This window comes from Klebsiella sp. LY, assembly GCF_004010915.1.
Classification (GTDB): domain Bacteria; phylum Pseudomonadota; class Gammaproteobacteria; order Enterobacterales; family Enterobacteriaceae; genus Klebsiella; species Klebsiella quasipneumoniae.
The window spans coordinates 2,714,637-2,738,910 of sequence record NZ_CP022444.1 but is presented as its reverse complement, the minus strand read 5'-3'; the positions used below and the strand labels follow the sequence as shown (position 1 = coordinate 2,738,910).

Below are 24,274 nucleotides of genomic sequence, written 5' to 3'. Positions count from 1 at the left end.
CATGTTACGTATTGCAGACAAAACATTTGAATCCCATCTTTTCACCGGTACCGGCAAATTCGCCGCCCCGGAGGTGATGGTTCAGGCGATTCGCGCCTCGGGCAGCCAGCTGGTCACCCTGGCGATGAAGCGCGTCGATTTACGTCAGCACAATGACGCCATCCTCGCCCCGCTGTTGGCGGCGGGAGTCAGCCTGCTGCCGAATACCTCGGGCGCCAAGACAGCGGAAGAGGCGGTGTTTGCCGCCCGCCTGGCGCGGGAAGCCTTGGGCACCCACTGGCTGAAACTGGAGATCCACCCGGACGCCCGCTGGCTGCTGCCCGACCCGATTGAAACCCTGAAAGCGGCGGAGCTGCTGGTCCGCGAAGGGTTCGTGGTGCTGCCCTACTGCGGCGCCGACCCGGTGCTGTGTAAACGGCTGGAAGAGGCTGGCTGCGCGGCGGTGATGCCCCTGGGCGCGCCGATCGGCTCCAATCAGGGGCTGGAAACCAAAGCCATGCTGGAGATTATTATCGAGCAGGCGACGGTGCCGGTGGTGGTCGACGCCGGCATCGGCGTCCCAAGCCATGCGGCGCAGGCGCTGGAAATGGGCGCGGACGCGGTGCTGGTCAATACCGCTATTGCCGTCGCCGACGATCCCGTGGCCATGGCCCACGCTTTCCGTATGGCGGTCGAGGCCGGCTTGCTGGCCCGTCAGGCCGGACCGGGGGCGCGCAGCGCGCAGGCGCAGGCCACCAGCCCGCTCACCGGATTCCTGGAGGCGCTGGCATGAAAACCTTCAGCGATCGCTGGCGGCAGCTGGAGTGGGACGACATCCGCCTGCGCATCAACGGTAAAACCGCCGCCGATGTCGAACGGGCGCTGGCAGCCAAACAGCTGACCCGCGACGACATGATGGCCCTGCTTTCGCCAGCGGCGGCCGGGTATCTTGAACCTCTGGCCCAGCGCGCGCAGCGGCTTACCCGTCAGCGCTTCGGCAATACCGTCAGCTTCTACGTGCCGCTGTATCTCTCCAACCTGTGCGCCAACGACTGCACCTACTGCGGCTTCTCGATGAGCAACCGCATTAAGCGCAAGACGCTGGATGCTGCCGAGATTGCCCGCGAGTGCGCCGCGATCCGCGACCTGGGCTTTGAGCATCTGCTGCTGGTGACCGGTGAGCATCAGGGCAAGGTGGGAATGGATTATTTCCGCCAGCACCTGCCGGCAATCCGCAGCCAGTTTGCCTCGCTGCATATGGAGGTGCAGCCGCTGGCGACCGACGAGTATGCCGAGCTGAAAACCCTGGGGCTCGACGGGGTGATGGTCTATCAGGAGACCTATCACGAAAGCATGTACGCTCAGCACCACCTGAAAGGGAAAAAGCAGGATTTCTTCTGGCGGCTGGATACGCCGGATCGCCTGGGCGAGGCGGGGATCGATAAGATCGGCCTTGGCGCGCTGATCGGCCTTTCCGACAGCTGGCGGGTGGATTGCTTTATGGTCGCTGAGCACCTGTTATGGCTGCAGCAACGCTACTGGCGCAGCCGCTATTCGGTCTCCTTCCCGCGTCTGCGTCCCTGCGCCGGCGGCATTGAACCGGCCTCGCTAATGGATGAGCGTCAGCTGGTGCAGACCATCTGCGCCTTCCGCCTGCTGGCGCCGGAGGTTGAGCTGTCGCTATCCACCCGTGAATCTCCCTGGTTCCGCGACCGGGTGATCCCGCTGGCGATCAATAACGTCAGCGCCTTCTCCAAAACCCAGCCCGGGGGTTACGCCGACGACCATCCGGAGCTTGAGCAGTTCGCGCCGCACGATGGCCGTCGGCCTGAAGAAGTCGCCAGCGCGCTGGCTGCCCGCGGCCTGCAGCCGGTGTGGAAAGACTGGGACAGCTGGCTGGGACGCGCCTCGCAAACCTCATGATGTACAGTGTAAGCGCCTGATATTTTTGCGCGCCTGCACGAGAGATGAAAAACGGAGGCTGGCCCGCCAGGCGCCCTTTTTCTATTCTGCCCGGGTCAGCAGCGGACGCTGACCAGGGCGAACCTTTTCTTCCTCATTTTCGCCCTGCCTCTCCGCGCTGATCGAGGGCCTGTACATTGTCGCCGAATATAAATCACGATACATGAAGGCCTCAGAGTTATAATTGAGCAATAGTTAACTGATTCGATCGGCAGGCGTCGCAGTCGCAACCTGCGTTCGGACCCATGGTTTATACATCCGGGACGATTAACGATTCATGGCTCTACACAACAGAAAGCTCTCTTTCACGACGCCGATCGTCGTGGGGTTTGCCGGCATCTTGCTCAGTTTTATGCTGATCGCTATTTTTGTCACCCTGGCGCAGCGAAAAGATTTTCTTGAAGATTATCACGACATTAACCGCAACTTTACCCACAACCTGGCGATCAACTACACGGAAACCCTGCTGCGGGAAAATGATTTTATCCTTGGGCGCGCGGTCGCCTTCTTTGCCCGCAATGACGAACTGAATCGCGCAGTCAATGTGGAACCGGAGAAAGGGTTAACGACGCTGATGCAGTTACAGAACATGATGCCGAGCGTCTCATCCATCTCGCTGGCGGATACCGAGGGCCACTATCTGCGCGCCCCGGAGGTGCTGGAAAATGAAGACAGTCAGGCTTTCGATCCCAGAACGCGGCCCTGGTTTATCAAACAGGCGGAAGCCAGCACCTTCAGCCACTACACCAGCCCATATATGGATTTTTTTACCCACCATCCGACGATTACCATTTTCAAACCCATCATCACCCCGGAGGGGAAACTCAAGGGCAGCCTGGCCTTTCATCTTGATCTCACCTCCATGGGGTTCGCGCTGCGTCAGATGGTGGCCCCCGTACAGGGCGAGTTTTTTGTGGTGCAGCGTGATGGCAAAGTGGTCCTGCACTCCGACCCTGGTGCGCTGTTTAAACCCTTCGTCAGTAATGAGCTGATGGATAAAATGACCAGCGGCGAGGGGCAGCTTTACGATCCCGGAAGCGACACCTGGTATTACTATTACTCCTTTACCAATCCCGACTGGTTTGTGATTTTCCGTGTTGATAACACCACCCTGGTCAATCTGACGCGCCATGAAACCAATTTAGTGATCGGCGGTTTTGCCCTCGCGGCGATCATCATCATCCTGTTCGGCCTTTATCTGCGTCATGCCTCCCGCACCGTGCTGATGAATATCATCAATGCGATTAAAACCGGCGACGTCAAACGCGCCCCCCGCCTCGAGGCGATGCTGAGTAAAGCCATTGAAACTAATAAGCAGCGCGAGCTGACCTACGTCCGCCAGGCGACCATCGACGCGCTCACCGGCTGCAAGAACCGCCGCGCCTTCGATAGTGATATTGCCGCGCTGATGAACGATCATCAGCCGTTCGCCCTCGCGCTGGTCGATATCGATAACTTCAAATCGATCAACGACACCTGGGGTCACCTCAACGGCGATATCGTTCTGCGAAACGTCGCCCGCGAAGGACTGCAGGTCCTCCAGCCGCTGGAGATATCCCTCTATCGCTATGGTGGCGAAGAGTTCGCGGTGGTCTTTCCTGCCGAACATATTGATAACGCCCGCACGCTGCTGGAAACATGGCGGGTAAACGTCGAACGGCGCACCTGGCGCGAAGATGGCCTGACGGTCACCTTCAGCGCCGGGCTGGGGGAATGGAACATGGAGCCGCTGGATAAGCTGGTGGTGAGCGTCGATGAAGCGCTGTACAAAGCCAAACAGCAGGGTAAAAACCGCATCCTGCGCGCCTAGGTCTTCAGCGCCGCAACCGCCCACTTCGGTGGGCTTTTTTATTTTTTTCGGCAAAAATGAAACCGGTTTCAATTTTTGTGTGATGACTTACACACAATCACGGTAAAGCGGTTGTCGCATCGCCAGGGCCGCGATAAAGATAGGACATCACGGAACACAAGGGCCACTGACTATGAAGAATATCGTTTTGTGCTGTGCCGCCGGTATGTCTACCAGCATGCTGGTTCAGCGTATGCAAGATGCCGCGCAGAAGAAAGGTGTTGAAGTCTCCATCAAGGCCGTACCGGTCGCCGAGTTTAAAGATAATCTGGCCGCCGCCGACATTATTCTGCTCGGCCCGCAGGTGAAATATGAGCAGGCGAAGCTGCAGGCGCTGGCCGACCCGTTCGGCAAAAAGGTCGCCGTGATCGATATGATGGACTACGGCATGATGAAAGGCGATGCCGTTCTGGATAAAGCCCTTAAGATGCTGGAGTAATCGATGGAAGATTTAGAAACGATCATCATGGAGCTGCTGGTTAACGCGGGTTCTGCGCGCAGCGCGGCGCTCACGGCGCTACAGCTGGCGCGGAAAGGCGATTTTGCCGCAGCGGAGCAGGCCATGGCCGAGTCCCATGAGTTCGTCAAACATGCGCATAAAATTCAGACCCAGCTTATCGGCCTGGATGAAGGCAGCGGTAAGTTACCGGTCAACCTGATCACCGTGCATTCTCAGGACCATCTGATGAACGCCATGGTCATTCAGGATCTGGCGACCGATATGATTGAACTATACCGTCGCCTGCCCCTCGCGCAATAATCTCTCGAATTAAACGGGCGTCGCTGCCGGCGCCCGTCCCCGCTTACAGAAAGCCGTACATCGCCGCGAATACCCAGCCAAACACGCAGGAGACGCCAACGCCGATGAGCCCGGGCAGGATAAAGCTGTGGTTAATCACAAAGCGGCCTATATGGGTGGTCCCTGAGCGGTCAAACTGGATCGCCGCCAGATCGCTTGGGTAGGTCGGCAGTATATAGTAGCCATAGCAGGCCGGCGCAGAAGCCACGATATAGGCCGGATCAACGCCGATGGCCAGGGCCACCGGAACAATCGCCGCCAGCGCTGCCGCCTGCGAGTTCACAAACTTCGAAACCAGCAGCAGAACGATGGCATAGGCCCATGGATACTCTTTGACCATCTCCCCGAGCACGCCTTTAATCTCGGTCATGTGCGCGCCAAACATGGTCTCCGCCATCCAGGCGATGCCGTACACCGCGACGATAGCGATCATTCCCGAACGAAAGACCTCATTTTTGGAAATCGATGCCGGGTTGGTTTTAGTAATGATGATGATCAGCGCCCCGGAAAGCAGCATAAACATCTGGATCACCAGCACCATCGACAGCGGTTTACCGTCAAAGGCCGGACGCAGTTCAGAGAAGGCGCCAAGCAGCGCCACCACAGCGATGGAGGCCAGAAAAATCCACATCGCTATCCAGTTGCTGGTGGGCAGCTTTTTATCCAGCAGCGTCGCCGTATCGCCATAGACGTAATGGCGGTTCTCCGGTACCGCAATAAACGCCTGGAAGGCTTCGTCTTTATCCAGATCTTTGCCGCGGAACCAGCTGAAGATGCCAATCGCTAAAATGCCCAGCAGCGTGGACGGAATGGTTATCGCCAGCAGATCGAGAAACTCCAGATGTTTACCGTTAAAGGTAAAATTCCCCAGCATCGCCACCAGCGAAACCACCGCCACTGAGACCGGGCTGGCGATGATCCCCATCTGGGCGCCAATGGAGCTGGCGGCCATCGGACGCTCCGGGCGAATGTTATTCTTAATCGCCACATCGTAGATAATCGGCAGGATGGTATACACCACGTGACCGGTACCGCAGAGGATGGTCAGCGTGCAGGTGACGAAAGGCGCCACAATAGAGACATATTTTGGGTTACGCCGCAGCAGCTTCTCAGCAATCTGCAGCATGACATCCAGACCGCCGGATGCCTGCAGCGTCGCCGAGGCCGCCACCACCGCAATGATCACCAGCATCACATCAACCGGCGGTTTGCCCGGCTGGAGATGAAAAACAAAAACGAGGATCACCAAACCGATGCCGCCCAGCAGCCCCAGCGCAATACCGCCTTTTCGGGCACCGTAAAACAGACAAATTAAGATAATAATGAGTTGTATCGCGAATTCCATGCAGCCCCCAGAGCCTGTCCGCTCAGACCTAAAGTAATGATCCATACCTGTCTGCCGGGGTTATTTCTGCGCCTTGTTGGGGGAAGCATGAGATGCAGCGTTCCCTCTCCAGAGCCGTCGCGCCGAAGATAAAGCAGCAGCAGTAATCCCATGATTCATCAGGTATTTTGAATATATCCTCTTTGAATTGATTATTTTTTGATATGAGTAGAAGTTTTACCCATATATAAAGAAAGGTTTTTGAGATGATAGATTAATGGATATTTTGTATGAATTAATTGCTAAAAAATTGCAGCCTGGATATGGCGTAAATGTAATTAAAGACGGGTGCTGCGGAGAACAGGCAATAAAAAAGCCGGTCAGGAAACCTGACCGGCTTTTCAGCAGTGCATCAACGATTAATCGTTGTCAGAACCGCCCAGACCTGCGTTCAGCAGCTCTGCCAGGTTGGCAGATGCTTCTTCCACGCTCACCTGCGGTGCCGCCGGCAGTTCGCCAGCAGCGCGACGGCGCATACGATCCTGGTGGTACGCATAACCGGTACCGGCCGGGATCAGACGACCCACGATGACGTTCTCTTTCAGACCGCGCAGTTCGTCGCGTTTGCCCGCAACGGCTGCTTCGGTCAGCACGCGAGTGGTCTCCTGGAACGATGCCGCGGAGATGAAGGACTCGGTGGCCAGAGACGCTTTGGTGATACCCAGCAGATCGCGGGAGAACGTTGCGCCCACTTTGCCGTTCGCTTCCAGTTCGCGGTTCGCGATCTTGACGCGGGAGTATTCCACCTGCTCGCCTTCGAGGAAGTCGGAGCTGCCTGCGCTTTCGATGGTGGCTTTACGCAGCATCTGACGAACGATAACTTCGATGTGTTTATCGTTAATCTTAACGCCCTGCAGACGGTATACGTCCTGGACTTCGTTAACAATGTAACGGGTCACAGCATGTACGCCACGCAGACGCAGAATGTCGTGCGGCGCTTCCGGACCGTCGGAAACCACGTCACCACGTTCTACACGTTCACCTTCGAACACGTTGAGCTGACGCCATTTCGGAATCATCTCTTCGTACGGTTCGCTACCGTCTACCGGGGTGATAACCAGGCGACGTTTCCCTTTGGTTTCTTTACCGAAGGAAATGATACCGCTGATTTCAGCCAGGATTGCCGGCTCTTTCGGACGACGTGCTTCGAACAGGTCCGCAACGCGCGGCAGACCACCGGTGATGTCCTTGGTACCGCCGGATTCCTGCGGAATACGCGCCAGGGTGTCACCAGAGCTGATCTGTACGCCATCTTCCAGCTGAACAATCGCTTTACCCGGCAGGAAGTACTGAGCCGGCATATCGGTACCTGGGATCAGAACGTCGTTGCCCTGAGCATCAACGATTTTCAGCGCCGGACGCAGATCTTTACCACCTGCGGTACGTTCTGCAGAGTCCAGAACCACCAGCGAAGACAGACCGGTCAGCTCGTCGGTCTGACGAGTAATGGTCTGGCCGTCGATCATGTCAGTGAAGCGGATGAAACCACTCACTTCGGTGATAACCGGCATGGTGTGCGGATCCCAGTTTGCGACGGTTTCACCGCCGGCAACCTGCTCACCGTCGCCTTTCGCCATAACCGCACCGTAAGGCACTTTATAGCTCTCTTTGGTACGGCCGAATTCGTCGATCAGTTTCAGCTCGGTGTTACGGGAAGTGATAACCAGTTTACCGCTGGAGTTCACAACCGACTTCGCGTTGCTGAGCTTGATGCTACCTTTGTTTTTCACCTGGATGCTGGATTCAGCAGCCGCACGAGATGCCGCACCACCGATGTGGAACGTACGCATCGTCAGCTGTGTACCCGGCTCACCGATGGACTGTGCCGCGATAACGCCGATAGCCTCACCTTTGTTGATGATGTGGCCACGCGCCAGGTCACGACCATAGCAGTGCGCACATACACCAAAGTCGGTGTCACAGGATACAACGGAACGCACTTTGACGGAGTCAACGGAGTTCGCTTCCAGCAGGTCACACCAGTGCTCGTGCAGCAGCGTGTTGCGTGGAACCAGAATATCCGCGGTACCCGGCTTCAGCACGTCTTCCGCAGTCACACGACCCAGTACGCGATCGCGCAGCGGCTCTTTAACGTCGCCACCTTCGATAACCGGCGTCATGGTGATGCCTTCCAGGGTGCCGCAGTCGTCTTCAGTGACGACCAGGTCCTGGGCAACGTCGACCAGACGACGAGTCAGGTAACCGGAGTTCGCTGTTTTCAGTGCGGTATCCGCCAGACCTTTACGCGCACCGTGCGTGGAGATGAAGTACTGGAGTACGTTCAGACCTTCACGGAAGTTCGCGGTGATCGGCGTTTCGATGATGGAGCCATCCGGCTTCGCCATCAGACCACGCATACCGGCCAGCTGACGAATCTGTGCAGCAGAACCACGCGCACCGGAGTCGGCCATCATGTAGATGCTGTTGAAGGAAACCTGCTGCTCTTCCTGACCGTCACGGTTAATCACGGTTTCGGTTTGCAGGTTATCCATCATCGCTTTGGATACACGATCGTTCGCCGCAGCCCAGATATCGATAACTTTGTTGTAGCGTTCGCCCGCGGTCACCAGACCGGACTGGAACTGTTCCTGAATCTCAGCAACTTCCGCTTCCGCTTCGCTGATGATTTCGTATTTTTTCTCCGGGATGACCATGTCATCGATACCAACGGATGCACCTGAACGCGCTGCGTAAGCAAAGCCGGTGTACATCGTCTGGTCCGCGAAAATAACGGTCGGTTTCAGGCCCAGAATACGGTAACAGGTGTTCAGCATCTTGGAGATCGCTTTCTTACCGAGCGCCTGGTTCACGATAGAGAACGGCAGACCTTTCGGTACGATCATCCACAGAATGGCACGGCCAATGGTCGTGTCTTTCAGGCTGGTTTTCGCGACAAACTCACCATTGTCGTCTTTTTCGTATTCAGTGATACGCACTTTAACGCGCGCATGCAGAGACGCCAGGCCGGCGCGATAAATACGCTCAGCTTCTTTCGGGCCAGTCAGCACCATGCCTTCGCCTTTGGCGTTAACACTGTCACGGGTCATGTAGTACAGACCCAGTACAACGTCCTGAGACGGAACGATGATTGGTTCGCCGTTCGCCGGGGACAGGATGTTGTTGGTAGACATCATCAGCGCACGCGCTTCCAGCTGGGCTTCCAGCGTCAGCGGTACGTGAACAGCCATCTGGTCACCATCGAAGTCGGCGTTATATGCCGCACAAACCAGCGGGTGCAGCTGGATGGCTTTACCTTCGATCAGAACCGGTTCGAATGCCTGAATACCCAGACGGTGCAGGGTCGGCGCACGGTTCAGCAGAACCGGGTGTTCGCGGATCACTTCGTCAAGGATATCCCAAACGACAGCTTCTTCGCGCTCAACCATCTTCTTAGCGGCTTTGATGGTGGTGGCCAGGCCACGCAGTTCCAGCTTGCCGTAGATGAACGGTTTGAACAGCTCCAGCGCCATTTTCTTCGGCAGACCGCACTGATGCAGACGCAGGTATGGACCTACGGTGATAACAGAACGACCGGAGTAGTCAACACGCTTACCGAGCAGGTTCTGACGGAAACGACCCTGTTTACCTTTGATCATATCGGCCAAAGATTTCAGAGGACGTTTGTTAGAACCGGTGATCGCACGACCGCGACGACCGTTGTCCAGCAGGGCATCTACCGCTTCCTGCAGCATACGTTTTTCGTTGCGTACGATGATATCCGGCGCAGCCAGATCCAGCAGACGTTTCAGACGGTTGTTACGGTTGATCACGCGACGATACAGATCGTTGAGGTCAGACGTCGCGAAACGACCGCCATCCAGCGGAACCAGCGGACGCAGATCTGGCGGCAGTACCGGCAGAACGGTCAGGATCATCCACTCCGGCTTGTTGCCAGACTGTACGAAGGCTTCCAGCAGCTTAATGCGCTTGGTCAGCTTTTTACGCTTGGTTTCGGAGTTGGTTTCGTTCAGCTCTTCACGCAGCTGCTCGCACTCCTGCTCCAGATCCATATTGCGCAGCAGCGCCTGGATCGCTTCCGCACCCATCTTCGCGTCGAATTCGTCACCGAACTCTTCCAGCGCGTCCAGGTACTGTTCTTCCGTCAGAATCTGGTTGCGTTCGAGGTTGGTCATGCCACCTTCGATAACCACATAGGATTCAAAGTACAGTACACGTTCGATATCGCGCAGCGGCATATCCAGCAGCAGGCCGATACGGGACGGCAGAGATTTCAGGAACCAGATGTGCGCAGTCGGACATGCCAGCTCGATGTGGCCCATGCGCTCACGACGCACTTTAGTCTGGGTCACTTCAACGCCGCACTTCTCACAGATCACACCGCGGTGTTTCAGGCGCTTGTACTTACCGCACAGGCACTCATAGTCTTTTACCGGCCCAAAGATACGGGCGCAGAAAAGGCCGTCACGCTCAGGTTTGAACGTACGGTAGTTAATGGTTTCCGGCTTTTTAACTTCACCGAAAGACCATGAACGGATCATGTCTGGCGAAGCCAGAGCAATTTTGATCGCATCAAACTCTTCGGTTTTAGTTTGCGCTTTCAGAAACTTTAATAAGTCTTTCACGGATTTGCTCCCGTCGGAGTTAGCACATTCCGCTGCCGGGCGTTAACCCGGCAGCAGTGACCTGTTTGAGCGAGAATTACTCGTCTTCCAGTTCGATGTTGATGCCCAGCGAGCGAATTTCTTTCAACAGTACGTTGAAGGATTCCGGCATGCCCGGTTCCATCTGGTGATTGCCGTCCACGATGTTTTTATACATCTTAGTACGACCGTTCACGTCATCAGACTTAACGGTGAGCATTTCCTGCAGGGTGTAAGCTGCGCCGTATGCTTCCAGCGCCCACACTTCCATCTCACCGAAGCGCTGACCACCGAACTGCGCCTTACCACCCAGCGGCTGCTGAGTAACCAGGCTGTAAGAACCGGTGGAACGCGCGTGCATTTTGTCGTCGACCAGGTGGTTCAGTTTCAGCATGTACATGTAACCCACGGTTACCGGACGCTCGAACTGCTCACCGGTGCGGCCGTCGAACAGGGTGATCTGACCGGAAGTCGGCAGGTCGCCCAGCTGCAGCAGCGCTTTAATTTCCGCTTCTTTCGCACCGTCGAACACCGGCGTTGCGATCGGCATACCTTTACGCAGGTTTTCAGCCAGACGCAGAACTTCTTCATCGCTGAAGGTATTCAGGTCAACTTTCTGACGAACGTCAGCGCCCAGATCGTAGGCACGCTGGATGAACTCGCGCAGTTTCGCGACTTCCTGCTGCTGTTTCAGCATGGCGTTGATCTTATCGCCGATGCCTTTCGCAGCCATACCCAGGTGAGTTTCCAGGATCTGACCGATGTTCATACGAGACGGTACGCCCAGCGGGTTGAGGACGATATCTACCGGCGTACCGTTAGCATCGTGCGGCATATCTTCGATCGGGTTGATCTTAGAGATAACACCCTTGTTACCGTGACGACCCGCCATCTTGTCACCAGGCTGGATACGGCGTTTAACGGCCAGGTATACCTTAACAATCTTCAGCACGCCCGGTGCCAGATCGTCGCCTTGGGTGATTTTGCGGCGTTTCGCTTCGAGTTTTTTCTCGAACTCGTGTTTCAGTTCGTCGTACTGCTCAGCCAGCTGTTCCAGCTGATTTTGTTTCTCTTCGTCGGTCAGGCCCAGTTCCAGCCAGCGATCGCGCGGCAGTTTGTCGAGCTTCTCAGCTTCAACGCCACCGGAGACCAGCACCGCATAGATACGACTGAACAGACCGGCTTCGAGGATCTGCAGTTCTTCAGACAGGTCTTTTTTGGCCTGCTTCAGCTGCATCTCTTCGATTTCCAGCGCACGTTTGTCTTTTTCTACGCCGTCACGGGTAAAGACCTGAACGTCGATAACGGTACCAGAGACACCGTTCGGTACGCGCAGAGAAGAGTCTTTAACGTCAGACGCTTTCTCACCGAAGATCGCACGCAGTAGTTTCTCTTCCGGCGTCAGCTGGGTTTCACCTTTCGGCGTAACCTTACCAACCAGAATGTCGCCGCCGGTCACTTCCGCACCGATATAAACGATACCGGACTCATCCAGTTTGGAGAGCGCAGCTTCACCCACGTTCGGGATGTCAGCGGTGATCTCTTCCGGCCCCAGCTTGGTGTCACGGGACACGCACGCCAGTTCCTGAATGTGGATAGTGGTGAAACGGTCTTCCTGGACAACACGCTCGGAAACGAGGATGGAGTCTTCGAAGTTGTAGCCGTTCCACGGCATGAACGCTACGCGCATGTTCTGACCCAGCGCCAGCTCACCGAGGTCGGTGGACGGGCCGTCGGCCAGCACGTCGCCGCGCTCAATAGGTTCGCCCAGGGACACGCAAGGCATCTGGTTGATGCAGGTGTTCTGGTTAGAACGGGTGTACTTAGTCAGGTTATAGATGTCGATACCTGCTTCGCCCGGGTACATCTCGTCTTCGTTAACTTTGATAACGATACGGGAAGCATCCACGTACTGAACGGTACCGCCACGTTTAGCCACCGCAGTAACACCGGAGTCGACGGCCACAGCACGTTCCATACCGGTACCAACCAGCGGCTTATCAGCGCGCAGAGTCGGAACGGCCTGACGTTGCATGTTCGCACCCATCAATGCACGGTTGGCGTCATCGTGTTCCAGGAACGGGATCAGGGACGCACCGACGGATACCACCTGCTGGGTGGATACGTCCATGTAGTCAACCTGGTCACGGCTGAACAAGCTGGATTCGCCTTTGCTACGGCAGGTCACCAGGTCTTCTACGAAGTGGCCGTTTTCATCCAGGTTGGAGTTCGCCTGAGCGATAACGTAGTTGCCTTCTTCGATAGCAGACAGGTAGTGAATTTCGTCAGTAACCACACCGTCGGTCACTTTACGATACGGCGTCTCAAGGAAGCCATATTCGTTGGTCTGCGCGTACACGGACAGGGAGTTGATCAGACCGATGTTCGGACCTTCAGGCGTTTCGATTGGACATACGCGACCGTAGTGAGTCGGGTGTACGTCTCGAACTTCGAAGCCTGCGCGCTCACGGGTCAGACCGCCTGGGCCGAGTGCGGAGATACGACGTTTGTGCGTGATCTCAGACAGCGGGTTGTTCTGGTCCATAAACTGAGACAGCTGGCTGGAACCAAAGAACTCTTTCACTGCTGCGGAAATCGGCTTGGCGTTGATCATATCCTGAGGCATCAGGGTATCCAGATCGCCCAGAGACAGACGCTCTTTCACCGCACGCTCTACACGTACCAGGCCAACGCGGAACTGGTTCTCCGCCATTTCGCCAACGGAACGGATACGACGGTTACCGAGGTGGTCGATATCGTCCACTTCGCCTTTACCGTTACGGATATCGATGAGCTTCTTCATCACTTCAATGATGTCGTCTTTGCTCAGGATACCGGAACCTTCGATTTCGTCGCGCAGCAGAGAACGGTTGAACTTCATACGACCAACCGCGGACAGATCGTAGCGGTCTTCGGAGAAGAACAGGTTCTCAAACAGGCTTTCAGCGGCTTCACGAGTCGGCGGCTCGCCAGGGCGCATCATGCGGTAGATTTCTACCAGCGCGCTCAGACGATCGTTAGTCGGGTCGACGCGTACCGTTTCAGAGATGTATGGACCGTGGTCCAGATCGTTAGTGAACAGCGTTTCGATGCGCTTGTGGCCAGACTGGCTCAGCTTAGCCAGCAGATCCAGGCTCAGCTCCATGTTCGCCGGGCAGATCAGTTCGCCAGTCGCTTCATCGATATAGTCTTTAGCCGCCACTTTGCCCGCGATATATTCAACCGGCACTTCGATATGCTTGATATCGTCTTTTTCCAGCTGACGGATATGACGAGCCGTGATGCGACGGCCTTTCTCAACGTACACTTTGCCGTTGGCTTCGATATCGAAGGAGGCGGTTTCGCCGCGCAGACGCTCCGGAATCAGCTCCATCTGCAGCTTGTTGTCGCGAATTTCAAAGACCACTTTTTCGAAGAACAGGTCAAGGATCTGCTCAGTGGTGTAATTCAGCGCGCGCAGGATGATGGTAGCCGGCAGCTTACGACGACGGTCGATACGAACGAACAGGTTGTCTTTCGGGTCGAATTCGAAGTCCAGCCAGGAACCACGGTAAGGGATGATGCGTGCGTTATACAGAACCTTACCGGATGAGTGAGTCTTACCTTTGTCACTGTCAAAGAAGACGCCCGGGCTACGGTGCAGCTGAGAAACGATAACACGTTCGGTACCGTTGATGACAAAGGTACCGTTGTCGGTCATGAGCGGGATTTCGCCCATGTAGACTTCTTGTTCTTTAATGTCTTTGACGGTGCCTTCCGGCGCTTCGCGCTCGTAGATCACCAGACGCAGTTTTACGCGCAGCGGTGCAGAGTAAGTCACGCCACGGATCTGACATTCTTTAACGTCAAAAACCGGTTCGCCCAGACGGTAGCTGACGTATTGCAGCTCGGAATTACCGCTGTAGCTCTGAATTGGGAATACGGAACGGAAAGCAGCTTCCAGACCATACTGCCCTTCAGGATCTTGCTCGATAAACTTCTGGAACGAGTCAAGCTGGATAGAAAGGAGATATGGCACATCCAGAACTTGTGGACGTTTACCAAAATCCTTACGAATACGTTTTTTCTCGGTATAGGAGTAAACCATAGGGTTCCTCAGCTCGCTGACAAGTCGACCCATCTGCCCGCAGAGGGCAGTTTTTTATGCAACACTATTTTGTTGACCGGAAAATGGAACACTTTCCGCAATGCCTGTTGCTATCACGCTTAAACCATTTCATTGCGATTTACACAGCCCAGGAACCCTAACCTGTCGCAGTATATTAAGTCGTCGATAGAAACAAGCATTGAGAGGCAAACCAGTAGTCAAACAGCGTGAAACGCTACTGGCGCCTTACAGCGCAAAAAGGCTGGTGACCAAAAAGTCACCAGCCTCAGCCTGATTTCTCAGGCTGCAACCGGAAGGGTTGGCTTATTTAACTTCAACTTCAGCGCCAGCTTCTTCCAGAGATTTTTTCAGAGCTTCAGCGTCGTCTTTGCTGATGCCTTCTTTCAGTGCAGCCGGAGCAGATTCTACCAGGTCTTTAGCTTCTTTCAGACCCAGGCCAGTCGCGCCACGTACTGCTTTGATAACAGCAACTTTGTTAGCGCCAGCAGCTTTCAGAATTACGTCGAATTCAGTTTTTTCTTCAGCAGCTTCAACCGGGCCAGCAGCTACAGCTACAGCAGCAGCAGCGGAAACACCGAATTTTTCTTCCATTGCAGAGATCAGCTCAACAACGTCCATTACGGACATAGCGGATACTGCTTCAATGATTTGATCTTTAGTGATAGACATTTAAATTGTTCCTGAATATCAGAATAAGTTTATACGTAAGCGAATGCTTTACAAAGATAACTGCGATTAAGCAGCTTCTTTCGCATCGCGTACAGCAGCCAGAGTACGAACCAGTTTGCCAGCCGAAGCTTCTTTCATGGTTGCCATCAGGCGTGCAATTGCTTCTTCGTAGGTCGGCAGAGTTGCCAGGCGGTCGATCTGCGACGCCGGGATCAGCTCACCTTCAAAGGCAGCGGCTTTGACCTCAAATTTTGCATTCGCTTTCGCGAACTCTTTGAACAGACGAGCAGCAGCGCCCGGGTGTTCCATAGAGTATGCAATCAGGGTCGGACCAACAAACGTGTCTTTCAGGCACTCGAACTGAGTACCTTCAACGACGCGGCGCAGCAGGGTGTTACGAACAACACGCATGTATACGCCAGCTTCACGACCTGCTTTACGCAGTTCAGTCATTTTATCTACAGTTACGCCACGGGAATCCGCAACTACTGCAGACAGCGCGCCTTTGGCTACTTCGCTGACTTCAGCAACAATCGCTTGTTTGTCTTGAAGATTTAAAGCCATTAGCTTTGCTCCTGGATGTTTGCCAGAGCCTATGCTCTGGAACTCACTTCACTCAATTCAACGAATAGAGCGTCTAAATACGGTGAGCAGAAACAAGCCAGAATATCCAAAAATAATCTTAGCGTTCTGTCACCGTCTACGCAGGGCATTAAGTTTCTTGCGAAACACCTGCGGTCTTCGACGGAGGTCTGGATAGGCCAGACTCCAACGAACAATTCGGTTACCTGCTAACCTTAGTTAGCAAACGTGGGCGAAGATTGTAGACAAAATCACCGCCCACGTAAAGGCATTAGTTTGCAGAAGCGTTCAGGCCAGCCTGATCTACTGCAACACCTGCACCCATGGTGGTGGAGATGCTAACTTTCTTGATGTACACGCCTTTCGCCTGAGTCGGTTTTGCTTTTTTCAGCGCAACCAGCAGAGCTTCCAGGTTTTCTTTCAGTTTGTCAGCGTCAAAGTCCACTTTACCGATGGTGGTGTGGATGATGCCGTTTTTGTCGTTACGGTAACGAACCTGACCTGCTTTCGCGTTTTTAACCGCTTCAGCAACGTTCGGAGTTACGGTACCCACTTTCGGGTTCGGCATCAGGCCACGCGGACCCAGAACCTGGCCCAGCTGGCCAACAACGCGCATTGCATCCGGAGAAGCAATAACAACGTCAAAGTTCATTTCGCCTTTTTTGATCTGCTCAGCCAGATCTTCCATACCTACCAGCTCAGCGCCTGCAGCTTTAGCAGCTTCAGCGTTTGCACCCTGGGTAAATACGGCTACGCGAACGGAACGGCCAGTACCGTGCGGCAGTACAGTTGCGCCACGGACGTTCTGGTCAGATTTACGAGCGTCGATGCCGAGGTTAACGGCAACGTCTACGCTTTCGGTAAATTTAGCGGTGGCCAGCTCTTTCAGCAGAGCGATGGCTTCGTTGATGTCGTACTGTTTAGTTGCATCAACTTTCTCACGGATCACGCGCATGCGCTTGGTCAGTTTAGCCATTTCTTAGTCCTCCACTACCAGGCCCATGGAACGTGCAGTACCTTCGATGGAGCGAGTCATCGCTTCAATGTCGGCACCAGTCATGTCGGCAGCTTTGGTCTGCGCGATTTCCTGCAGCTGAGCGCGGGAGATTTTACCCACTTTATCTTTGTTCGGCTTACCGGAACCAGACTTGATGCCTGCAGCTTTCTTCAGCAGAACAGCAGCCGGCGGAGTCTTGGTAACAAAGGTAAAGGAACGGTCAGCGTAAACGGTGATAACAACCGGGATCGGCAGACCTTTCTCCAGGGAATCAGTTTTGGCGTTGAACGCTTTGCAGAATTCCATGATGTTCACGCCCTGCTGACCCAGTGCTGGGCCGACCGGCGGGCTCGGGTTCGCCATACCAGCTGCAACCTGCAGCTTGACGTAGGCTTGGACTTTCTTAGCCATTCTTAAATCCTCAAATTGGGTATTAACGCTTCAGAGAAGCTCCCCGTGATTAAACATCGTTTTACGGGCCGGGCCCATAAAAACAAAAGGCGCGAAATTGTATGCCAATTTCGCGCCCTATGCAACGATTAAATCGCTGCTTTTTTGATCGCCGGCTTACGCCTTCTCAACCTGGCTGAAGTCCAGTTCTACCGGGGTCGCACGACCGAAGATAGAAACGGAAACTTTCAGGCGGGACTTCTCATAGTCCACTTCTTCCACCACGCCGTTAAAGTCAGCGAACGGACCGTCGTTAACGCGAACCATTTCACCCGGTTCAAACAGCGTTTTCGGACGCGGCTTATCGCCAACCTGCTGCAGACGATTCATGATGGCGTCGACTTCTTTGTCGCTGATCGGCGCCGGACGGTCAGAGGTACCGCCGATGAAGCCCATCACGCGCGGTACGCTGCGCACCAGGTGCCAGCTTGCGTCGTTCATGACCATCTGGACCAGAACGTAGCCCGGGAAGAATTTACGTTCGCTTTTGCGACGCTGGCCGCCACGGATCTCAACCACTTCTTCGGTCGGGACCATGACTTCGCCAAATAACTCTTCCATGTTGTGTAATTTGATATGTTCACGCAGCGACGTGGCTACGCGACCTTCAAAACCGGAAAACGCCTGAACGACGTACCAGCGCTTTTTAGGAGCTTCAGACATCTCAGAACCTCAGGCCAGTGATAAAGGAGACCAGGCGAACCAGAATACCATCCAGTCCCCACAGGATCAGTGACATTACTGCAGTCACGGCAGCAACAATCAGCGTAGTATGCAGCGTTTCCTGGCGAGTCGGCCAAATCACTTTACGAACTTCGGTTCTCGCTTCGCGAGCAAAAGCAACGGTCGCCTTACCTTTCGTCGTCAACAGCGCGACGCCACCGGCAGCAGCAATAAGAATAACCACGGCCAGCGCACGCACCGCCAGCATAATGTCGCGATAAAGGAAGTTGCCCACGATCGCCACGATCAGCAGCACGGCAACGATAATCCACTTCATCGCTTCCAGGCCGCGCCCGCTCCCTTGAGCTTCGGTATTCGCACTCATAAACCAACCTGTCAGAAGTATTCTACAAACAATTTCACCCCGCGGGGGCGAGGCGATCCAAACCGAAATTAAGTTTCGGATTATACACTTAACTATTCAAATTGCTTCAACGCTGACGGTTTTGTCGCCCCTGCCCTGCTAACGCAAAGGAGGATGCTGATTGCCGTCGCACTATCGCTCGAATGGTTTGGTGTATAAACGCCCTCTTCAGAGCCTGTCTCAGCAATGATTATGACAAATAAAATCACTGATGAGCCAGGTTCTGGTGTGAAAGCGTGCAAAAAGGGCATCAAATGATGCCCTTTTATTGCGCATTGCGTCAAATGTTATCAGCGATTAGCCGAGAACTTTAGCAACCACGCCCGCGCCAACGGTACGACCGCCTTCACGGATTGCGAAACGCAGACCATCGTCCATCGCGATCGGGTGGATCAGGGTAACAACCATTTTGATGTTGTCGCCCGGCATTACCATCTCTACGCCTTCCGGCAGTTCGATGGTGCCAGTCACGTCAGTTGTACGGAAGTAGAACTGTGGACGGTAGCCTTTGAAGAACGGAGTATGACGGCCGCCTTCGTCTTTGGACAGAATGTACACTTCAGATTCGAACTTGGTGTGCGGGTTGATGGTGCCCGGCTTAGCCAGTACCTGACCACGTTCGATTTCTTCACGTTTGATACCACGCAGCAGAACACCTACGTTCTCACCAGCACGGCCTTCGTCCAGCAGTTTGCGGAACATTTCAACGCCAGTACAGGTGGTTTTCGCGGTTTCTTTGATACCAACGATTTCAACTTCTTCACCCACTTTGATGATACCGCGCTCTACACGACCGGTAACAACGGTACCACGACCGGAGATGGAGAATACGTCTTCGATCGGCAGCAGGAACGGCTTGTCAATCGCACGCTCTGGTTCCGGGATATAGGTATCCAGGTGGCCAGCCAGTTCGATGATTTTCGCTTCCCACTCTGCGTCGCCTTCCAGCGCTTTCAGAGCAGAACCACGAACGATCGGAGTGTCGTCGCCCGGGAAATCGTACTGAGACAGCAGTTCACGAACTTCCATCTCAACCAGTTCCAGCAGCTCTTCGTCATCAACCATGTCGCATTTGTTCAGGAACACGATGATGTACGGAACGCCTACCTGACGACCCAGCAGGATGTGCTCACGAGTCTGCGGCATCGGGCCGTCAGTCGCAGCAACAACCAGGATCGCGCCGTCCATCTGCGCAGCACCGGTGATCATGTTTTTAACATAGTCGGCGTGGCCCGGGCAGTCTACGTGCGCGTAGTGGCGAGTCGGGGTGTCATATTCAACGTGAGAGGTGTTGATGGTGATACCACGAGCTTTTTCTTCCGGCGCGTTATCGATCTGGTCGAATGCGCGAGCGGAACCACCGTAGGTTTTAGCCAGTACGGTAGTGATGGCAGCGGTCAGCGTTGTTTTACCATGGTCAACGTGGCCGATAGTACCGACGTTAACGTGCGGTTTTGTACGTTCAAACTTTTCTTTAGACATCGATTGTCCCTCTAAGACACGGATAAATCGGTGATATCACCACATCAACCAGGCAACATGCCCGACTTGTTGAATGAACATAACAGAAGAGAAACAGGGAAGGAGAGAAAAGAAGTGGTGCTGATACCCAGAGTCGAACTGGGGACCTCACCCTTACCAAGGGTGCGCTCTACCAACTGAGCCATATCAGCACGTCTGGAGCGGGCAGCGGGAATCGAACCCGCATCATCAGCTTGGAAGGCTGAGGTAATAGCCATTATACGATGCCCGCATCCTGAAACTCGGCTACCCAGTTCTTTCTGTAATACTAAAAAGACTGCTCTCTTTAGTATTGAGCTGATTAGTTTACCCAACCAACTCCGGCTACGCAAAGCGTCGCCAGAAAGTGGTGGTGGGGGAAGGATTCGAACCTTCGAAGTCGATGACGGCAGATTTACAGTCTGCTCCCTTTGGCCGCTCGGGAACCCCACCCAAATTGTTATGGTGCCGACTACCGGAATCGAACTGGTGACCTACTGATTACAAGTCAGTTGCTCTACCTACTGAGCTAAGTCGGCATCAAGTAGCGCGCATTCTAGGGAGAGGAGCGAGTTCATGCAACTAAAAATTTGCATAAAACGTTCTCTTGCTCACATTTTGTGCTCTTACGCGAAAAAACGGTGTAATTTCAAACAAAGGAGTGCAAATAATCGCCAGCAAACAGCACAGCAGGCGCGGTTTCGGTCATCCACGTTTACCCGGAACGTATGCTGACCGCAGACTGAAAGGCAGCAGGCCGTTAGTACCATCCTGTTAGCAAAGGCCATGCTTTGCAAAGCATAAGAAACTTATTCCTCTCTTGTGACGCTGGCGCGAGAAAGCGGCATTCAATGAGTTTTTTTCTTATTATTCCCGGCAATCTGGTGTTACCCTCCTGCCCATTGTCCTGATTAACTCGTGTGAAGCATCGCCGTTTCAACGTATTCGGTGATGGTAAGAACATGCTTATGAGCCAAAAAGAGCAGACGTTAATGACACCGTACCTACAATTTAACCGCCACCAATGGGCTGCACTTCGTGATTCTGTCCCGATGACGTTAACCGAGGAAGAAATCACGCGGTTAAAAGGCATCAACGAAGATCTCTCTCTGGAAGAGGTTGCTGAGATCTATTTGCCGCTGTCGCGTTTGCTCAACTTCTATATCAGTTCTAACCTGCGTCGTCAGGCTGTTCTCGAACAATTTCTTGGCACCAACGGTCAGCGAATTCCCTATATTATCAGTATCGCTGGCAGCGTGGCGGTAGGAAAAAGCACCACCGCCCGTGTACTGCAGGCCTTGCTGAGCCGTTGGCCGGAGCATCGCCATGTCGAACTCATTACCACTGACGGATTTTTGCACCCTAACTCAGTTTTGAAAGAACGTGGGTTAATGAAGAAAAAAGGCTTTCCGCAGTCCTATGATATGCATCGGCTGGTGAAGTTTGTCTCCGATCTCAAATCAGGGGTACCACAGGCAACTGCACCGGTTTATTCCCATCTAATTTATGATGTTATTCCCGACGGCGATAAAACCGTCGCTCAACCGGATATTCTCATTCTTGAAGGACTGAATGTTCTGCAAAGTGGGATGGATTATCCACACGATCCGCATCATGTATTCGTATCGGATTTTGTCGACTTTTCTATTTATGTCGATGCCCCGGAAGAATTATTGAAAAGCTGGTATATCAACCGCTTTCTTAAATTCCGGGAAGGGGCATTTACCGACCCGGATTCTTATTTTCATAATTACGCCAAGCTGTCGAAGGAAGAAGCGGTCGAAATTGCCACCTCGCTTTGGAATGAGATTAACCTAATGAATCTCAAGGAAAACATCCTTCCAACTCGCGAGCGCGCCAGCCTGATTATGACCAAGAGCGCCAATCATTCTGTTAATCAGGTACGCTTACGTAAATAAAGCAAAGGGAGCCGGAGCTCCCTTTTTTATTCTGCGCTGCGCAATGATATTTCACCACCAACCCAGGCTTTTATCACACCATCCTGCTCCAGCAATAGCGCACCCTGGGCGTCAATGCCGCGGGAAATGCCATAAATTTCTTTATCACCGATAATCAGTTTTACCGGACGATGAATAAAGTTATCCAGTTTTTCCCAGCGCGGCAGATAAGGAGCCAACCCTTCCTGCTCGAACAGCTCCAGTCCCAGGCGCAGCTCTTTAATCAGGCGCGCGGCGAGGAGATTACGGTCGATGACCACCCCCGCTTCCTGAAGACTGATCCAACCCTGATTGACGACATCAGACTCCACACGACGCATCACAAGGTTGATACCCGCGCCGCTGACGATTTGTGCGGCATCGCCCGTTTTCCCCGTCAGCTCCACGAGGATCCCTGACAGCTTACGATCCTGCAGGTAAATATCGTTTGGCCATTTCACGCGAACCTGTTCGGCCCCGAGTTGCTGCAGCACTTCAGCGATCACAATACCAATCACCAGGCTTAGGCCAATCGCCGCTGCCGGGCCCTGCTCCAGACGCCAGTACATCGAGAGATAGAGATTCGCACCAAAGGGGGAAAACCATTTTCTGCCTCGCCGGCCTCGCCCTGCCTGCTGATATTCAGCTACGCAGGCATCGCCGGACGTCAGCTCATCCAGTCTGTCCAGCAAATACTGGTTAGTGGAGTCGATTACCGGAAGGACAGTCACTCGACCGTGCTCTATCTGTTGGGAGATCTTTTTCTCATCCAACAGATGAATGGGCTCTGGCAGGCTGTACCCCTTGCCCGGCACGGTAAACACATCGACGCCCCAGTCGCGTAACGTCTGGATATGCTTATTAATCGCCGCCCGGCTCATGCCTAACTGCTCGCCAAGCTGTTCACCTGAGTGAAACTCACCATCAGCAAGGATAGAAATTAGCGTTAAAGGGATAGTATGGTCTTTCACGCAATGCTCTCCTCTGCGTTGACTTCACCATGCGTTCCAATGAAGCGCACCTCGGGCTGAAGCCATACATTGAATTTTGCCCCCACCTGCTGGCGAACGTAATGGGCTAGCTTTATCACATCCTCGCTGGTCGCTTGATCTTCATTAATCAGTACCAGCGCCTGCTGTCGATGCACGGCCGCGCCGCCGATGCGTTTTCCTTTGAGCTGACATTGATCGATTAGCCAGCCAGCGGCCAGCTTGACGCTGCCATTTGCCTGCGGATAGTGCGGTGCATGAGGGAACTGCGCCAGCAGCGCTTCAGCAACCTGAGCGCTGACGATCGGGTTCTTAAAAAAGCTGCCAGCATTACCGTTAATCTTTGGATCCGGCAATTTAGTCATTCGCATATGGCAGACCGCATCGAATACCTGCTGCGGGGTGACTCTCTGCGGATCGAGACGTGTTAAATCACCGTAGCTCAGCACAGGTCGCCACGCTTTCGCTAACGATAAGCCAATCGCGACGATGGCGTAGCGGTCCTGATATTCATGTTTAAAGATACTGTCGCGATAGCCGAAACGGCATTCCGCCGCGGAAAGGCGTTGTTTACGTCCCGTTTCCAGCTCGATGCAGTCAACATATTCGCAGACCCGCTGTAATTCGACGCCGTAGGCACCAATATTCTGGATCGGCGACGATCCTGCGCAGCCTGGGATTAATGCCAGATTTTCCAGACCAGGCATCGCATGCTGTAGCGTGAACTGCACCAGTTGATGCCAGTTTTCGCCGGCGCCGACGTGCAAGCGCCAGGCATCCGGGGTTTCGCTCACCTCGATCCCCATAATCCGGTTGAGGATCACCGTACCGGCATAGTCGTTCAGAAACAGGACGTTACTGCCTTCCCCAAGGATTAGCGTGGGTTCGCCAGCCGCGGCAGCGGTTTGCCAGGCGCTTAGCAACTGTTGCTCAGTTTCGGCGCGTACTATCGTATTGGCGGATCGCTCAATGCCAAAGGTATTCCAGGGTTTGAGGGAGTGGTTCATAGTGGCTTCCTGATGCAAAATCGGCGTTAGTTTACCGTATCTGGCGGGGGAAGGCTTGCCTGATTACAGAGGCAATAATATTGCGGAGCGTTACCAGTGGTGAGAGGTGTACCGCGCCGGGCTACAGAACCCGCAAGGCCCCTGGCCCAGGTAAGCGCAGCGCCACCGGGGGGGCATGCCGGCACCCTTCCCGGATGGCACAAACGCAAAAAAGCCCAGTCTTTCGACTGGGCTTTCTGCTTTATTTGATGCCTGGCAGTTCCCTACTCTCACATGGGGAGACCCCACACTACCATCGGCGCTACGGCGTTTCACTTCTGAGTTCGGCATGGGGTCAGGTGGGACCACCGCGCTAGTGCCGCCAGGCAAATTCT

General features: G+C 54.3%; 18 protein-coding genes, 4 tRNA genes and 1 rRNA gene. 6 read left to right on the top strand and 17 right to left on the bottom strand.

The window, feature by feature from the left end; translation table 11 throughout:
• The first annotated feature begins 1 nt into the window (after position 1).
• From thiG to CE636_RS16250, 5 genes are all read left to right on the top strand, one after another.
• Positions 2–772: a thiazole synthase gene (gene thiG, locus CE636_RS16270; RefSeq protein ID WP_017901113.1), complete on the top strand. Its 771-nt coding sequence runs from the start codon at positions 2–4 to the stop codon at positions 770–772.
• On the top strand, positions 769–1,902 hold the full coding sequence (gene thiH / locus CE636_RS16265; protein WP_017901112.1) for a 2-iminoacetate synthase ThiH: 1,134 nt from the start codon (positions 769–771) through the stop codon (positions 1,900–1,902). The genes thiG and thiH overlap by 4 nt, the downstream gene beginning before the upstream one ends.
• Positions 1,903–2,218: 316 nt before the next feature.
• Positions 2,219–3,751 carry a sensor domain-containing diguanylate cyclase gene (locus tag CE636_RS16260; RefSeq protein WP_017901111.1) on the top strand — a complete coding sequence of 511 codons (1,533 nt, stop codon included), beginning with the start codon at positions 2,219–2,221 and terminating at the stop codon, positions 3,749–3,751.
• 172 nt (positions 3,752–3,923) lie between these two features.
• Positions 3,924–4,229 carry a PTS sugar transporter subunit IIB gene (locus CE636_RS16255; protein WP_002884150.1) on the top strand — a complete coding sequence of 102 codons (306 nt, stop codon included), beginning with the start codon at positions 3,924–3,926 and terminating at the stop codon, positions 4,227–4,229.
• A gap of 3 nt (positions 4,230–4,232) precedes the next feature.
• Positions 4,233–4,550: a PTS lactose/cellobiose transporter subunit IIA gene (locus CE636_RS16250; protein WP_004206755.1), complete on the top strand. Its 318-nt coding sequence runs from the start codon at positions 4,233–4,235 to the stop codon at positions 4,548–4,550.
• Positions 4,551–4,593: 43 nt separating this feature from the next.
• Here CE636_RS16250 and dcuB read toward each other — a convergent pair whose 3' ends face one another.
• The 14 genes from dcuB to CE636_RS16175 all read right to left on the bottom strand — a co-directional run bounded on the left by dcuB (position 4,594) and on the right by CE636_RS16175 (position 20,506).
• On the bottom strand, positions 4,594–5,934 hold the full coding sequence (dcuB, locus tag CE636_RS16245; protein ID WP_008808003.1) for an anaerobic C4-dicarboxylate transporter DcuB: 1,341 nt from the start codon (positions 5,932–5,934) through the stop codon (positions 4,594–4,596).
• Positions 5,935–6,332: 398 nt separating this feature from the next.
• Complete coding sequence (gene rpoC, locus CE636_RS16240; RefSeq protein ID WP_004206757.1) at positions 6,333–10,556, bottom strand: DNA-directed RNA polymerase subunit beta'; 4,224 nt, start codon at positions 10,554–10,556, stop codon at positions 6,333–6,335.
• Positions 10,557–10,632: 76 nt separating this feature from the next.
• The gene (rpoB, locus tag CE636_RS16235) at positions 10,633–14,661 is read right to left on the bottom strand and encodes a DNA-directed RNA polymerase subunit beta (protein WP_004206758.1); all 4,029 of its coding nucleotides are present in this window, start codon (positions 14,659–14,661) and stop codon (positions 10,633–10,635) included.
• 324 nt (positions 14,662–14,985) lie between these two features.
• A complete protein-coding gene (rplL, locus tag CE636_RS16230; RefSeq protein ID WP_002884142.1) occupies positions 14,986–15,351 on the bottom strand; it encodes a 50S ribosomal protein L7/L12 in 366 nt (121 codons plus the stop codon).
• A 66-nt stretch (positions 15,352–15,417) separates the two neighbouring features.
• Positions 15,418–15,915, bottom strand: coding sequence for a 50S ribosomal protein L10 (gene rplJ / locus CE636_RS16225; RefSeq protein WP_001207203.1), 498 nt, complete (start codon positions 15,913–15,915; stop codon positions 15,418–15,420).
• 289 nt (positions 15,916–16,204) lie between these two features.
• The gene (gene rplA / locus CE636_RS16220; RefSeq protein WP_002884036.1) at positions 16,205–16,909 is read right to left on the bottom strand and encodes a 50S ribosomal protein L1; all 705 of its coding nucleotides are present in this window, start codon (positions 16,907–16,909) and stop codon (positions 16,205–16,207) included.
• A gap of 3 nt (positions 16,910–16,912) precedes the next feature.
• Complete coding sequence (gene rplK, locus CE636_RS16215) at positions 16,913–17,341, bottom strand: 50S ribosomal protein L11 (protein ID WP_002884034.1); 429 nt, start codon at positions 17,339–17,341, stop codon at positions 16,913–16,915.
• A gap of 156 nt (positions 17,342–17,497) precedes the next feature.
• A complete protein-coding gene (gene nusG, locus CE636_RS16210) occupies positions 17,498–18,043 on the bottom strand; it encodes a transcription termination/antitermination protein NusG (protein ID WP_001287521.1) in 546 nt (181 codons plus the stop codon).
• A gap of 1 nt (position 18,044) precedes the next feature.
• Positions 18,045–18,428: a preprotein translocase subunit SecE gene (secE, locus tag CE636_RS16205; RefSeq protein WP_002883772.1), complete on the bottom strand. Its 384-nt coding sequence runs from the start codon at positions 18,426–18,428 to the stop codon at positions 18,045–18,047.
• A gap of 336 nt (positions 18,429–18,764) precedes the next feature.
• Positions 18,765–19,949, bottom strand: a complete 1,185-nt coding sequence (tuf, locus tag CE636_RS16195; RefSeq protein ID WP_004174069.1) for an elongation factor Tu — start codon at positions 19,947–19,949, stop codon at positions 18,765–18,767.
• 115 nt (positions 19,950–20,064) lie between these two features.
• A tRNA-Thr gene (locus CE636_RS16190) sits at positions 20,065–20,140 on the bottom strand.
• Between the two features lie 5 nt (positions 20,141–20,145).
• Positions 20,146–20,220, bottom strand: a tRNA-Gly gene (locus CE636_RS16185).
• 115 nt (positions 20,221–20,335) lie between these two features.
• A tRNA-Tyr gene (locus CE636_RS16180) sits at positions 20,336–20,420 on the bottom strand.
• Between the two features lie 10 nt (positions 20,421–20,430).
• Positions 20,431–20,506, bottom strand: a tRNA-Thr gene (locus CE636_RS16175).
• Between the two features lie 429 nt (positions 20,507–20,935).
• Here CE636_RS16175 and coaA point away from each other — a divergent pair.
• A complete protein-coding gene (gene coaA, locus CE636_RS16170) occupies positions 20,936–21,886 on the top strand; it encodes a type I pantothenate kinase (RefSeq protein WP_004206833.1) in 951 nt (316 codons plus the stop codon).
• A gap of 26 nt (positions 21,887–21,912) precedes the next feature.
• Here the strand turns inward: coaA and birA are convergent, their stop codons facing one another.
• The 3 genes from birA to rrf all read right to left on the bottom strand — a co-directional run bounded on the left by birA (position 21,913) and on the right by rrf (position 24,266).
• Positions 21,913–22,875 (bottom strand): bifunctional biotin--[acetyl-CoA-carboxylase] ligase/biotin operon repressor BirA, encoded by a 963-nt coding sequence (gene birA / locus CE636_RS16165; RefSeq protein ID WP_004206834.1) that lies wholly within the window; start codon positions 22,873–22,875, stop codon positions 21,913–21,915.
• Positions 22,872–23,900 carry a UDP-N-acetylmuramate dehydrogenase gene (murB, locus tag CE636_RS16160; RefSeq protein WP_017901455.1) on the bottom strand — a complete coding sequence of 343 codons (1,029 nt, stop codon included), beginning with the start codon at positions 23,898–23,900 and terminating at the stop codon, positions 22,872–22,874. The genes birA and murB overlap by 4 nt, the downstream gene beginning before the upstream one ends.
• A gap of 250 nt (positions 23,901–24,150) precedes the next feature.
• Positions 24,151–24,266, bottom strand: a 5S ribosomal RNA gene (gene rrf, locus CE636_RS16155).
• Positions 24,267–24,274 lie beyond the last annotated feature (8 nt).

What these genes read in the sequence shown, in the direction of transcription:
- thiG (WP_017901113.1), top strand. Translation starts at nt 2, where the DNA reads ATGTTACGTATTGCAGACAAAACATTTGAATCCCATCTTTTCACCGGT.
- thiH (WP_017901112.1), top strand. Translation starts at nt 769, where the DNA reads ATGAAAACCTTCAGCGATCGCTGGCGGCAGCTGGAGTGGGACGACATC.
- CE636_RS16260 (WP_017901111.1), top strand. Translation starts at nt 2,219, where the DNA reads ATGGCTCTACACAACAGAAAGCTCTCTTTCACGACGCCGATCGTCGTG.
- CE636_RS16255 (WP_002884150.1), top strand. Translation starts at nt 3,924, where the DNA reads ATGAAGAATATCGTTTTGTGCTGTGCCGCCGGTATGTCTACCAGCATG.
- CE636_RS16250 (WP_004206755.1), top strand. Translation starts at nt 4,233, where the DNA reads ATGGAAGATTTAGAAACGATCATCATGGAGCTGCTGGTTAACGCGGGT.
- dcuB (WP_008808003.1), bottom strand. Translation starts at nt 5,934, where the DNA reads ATGGAATTCGCGATACAACTCATTATTATCTTAATTTGTCTGTTTTAC.
- rpoB (WP_004206758.1), bottom strand. Translation starts at nt 14,661, where the DNA reads ATGGTTTACTCCTATACCGAGAAAAAACGTATTCGTAAGGATTTTGGT.
- rplL (WP_002884142.1), bottom strand. Translation starts at nt 15,351, where the DNA reads ATGTCTATCACTAAAGATCAAATCATTGAAGCAGTATCCGCTATGTCC.
- rplJ (WP_001207203.1), bottom strand. Translation starts at nt 15,915, where the DNA reads ATGGCTTTAAATCTTCAAGACAAACAAGCGATTGTTGCTGAAGTCAGC.
- rplA (WP_002884036.1), bottom strand. Translation starts at nt 16,909, where the DNA reads ATGGCTAAACTGACCAAGCGCATGCGCGTGATCCGTGAGAAAGTTGAT.
- rplK (WP_002884034.1), bottom strand. Translation starts at nt 17,341, where the DNA reads ATGGCTAAGAAAGTCCAAGCCTACGTCAAGCTGCAGGTTGCAGCTGGT.
- nusG (WP_001287521.1), bottom strand. Translation starts at nt 18,043, where the DNA reads ATGTCTGAAGCTCCTAAAAAGCGCTGGTACGTCGTTCAGGCGTTTTCC.
- secE (WP_002883772.1), bottom strand. Translation starts at nt 18,428, where the DNA reads ATGAGTGCGAATACCGAAGCTCAAGGGAGCGGGCGCGGCCTGGAAGCG.
- tuf (WP_004174069.1), bottom strand. Translation starts at nt 19,949, where the DNA reads ATGTCTAAAGAAAAGTTTGAACGTACAAAACCGCACGTTAACGTCGGT.
- coaA (WP_004206833.1), top strand. Translation starts at nt 20,936, where the DNA reads ATGAGCCAAAAAGAGCAGACGTTAATGACACCGTACCTACAATTTAAC.
- murB (WP_017901455.1), bottom strand. Translation starts at nt 23,900, where the DNA reads ATGAACCACTCCCTCAAACCCTGGAATACCTTTGGCATTGAGCGATCC.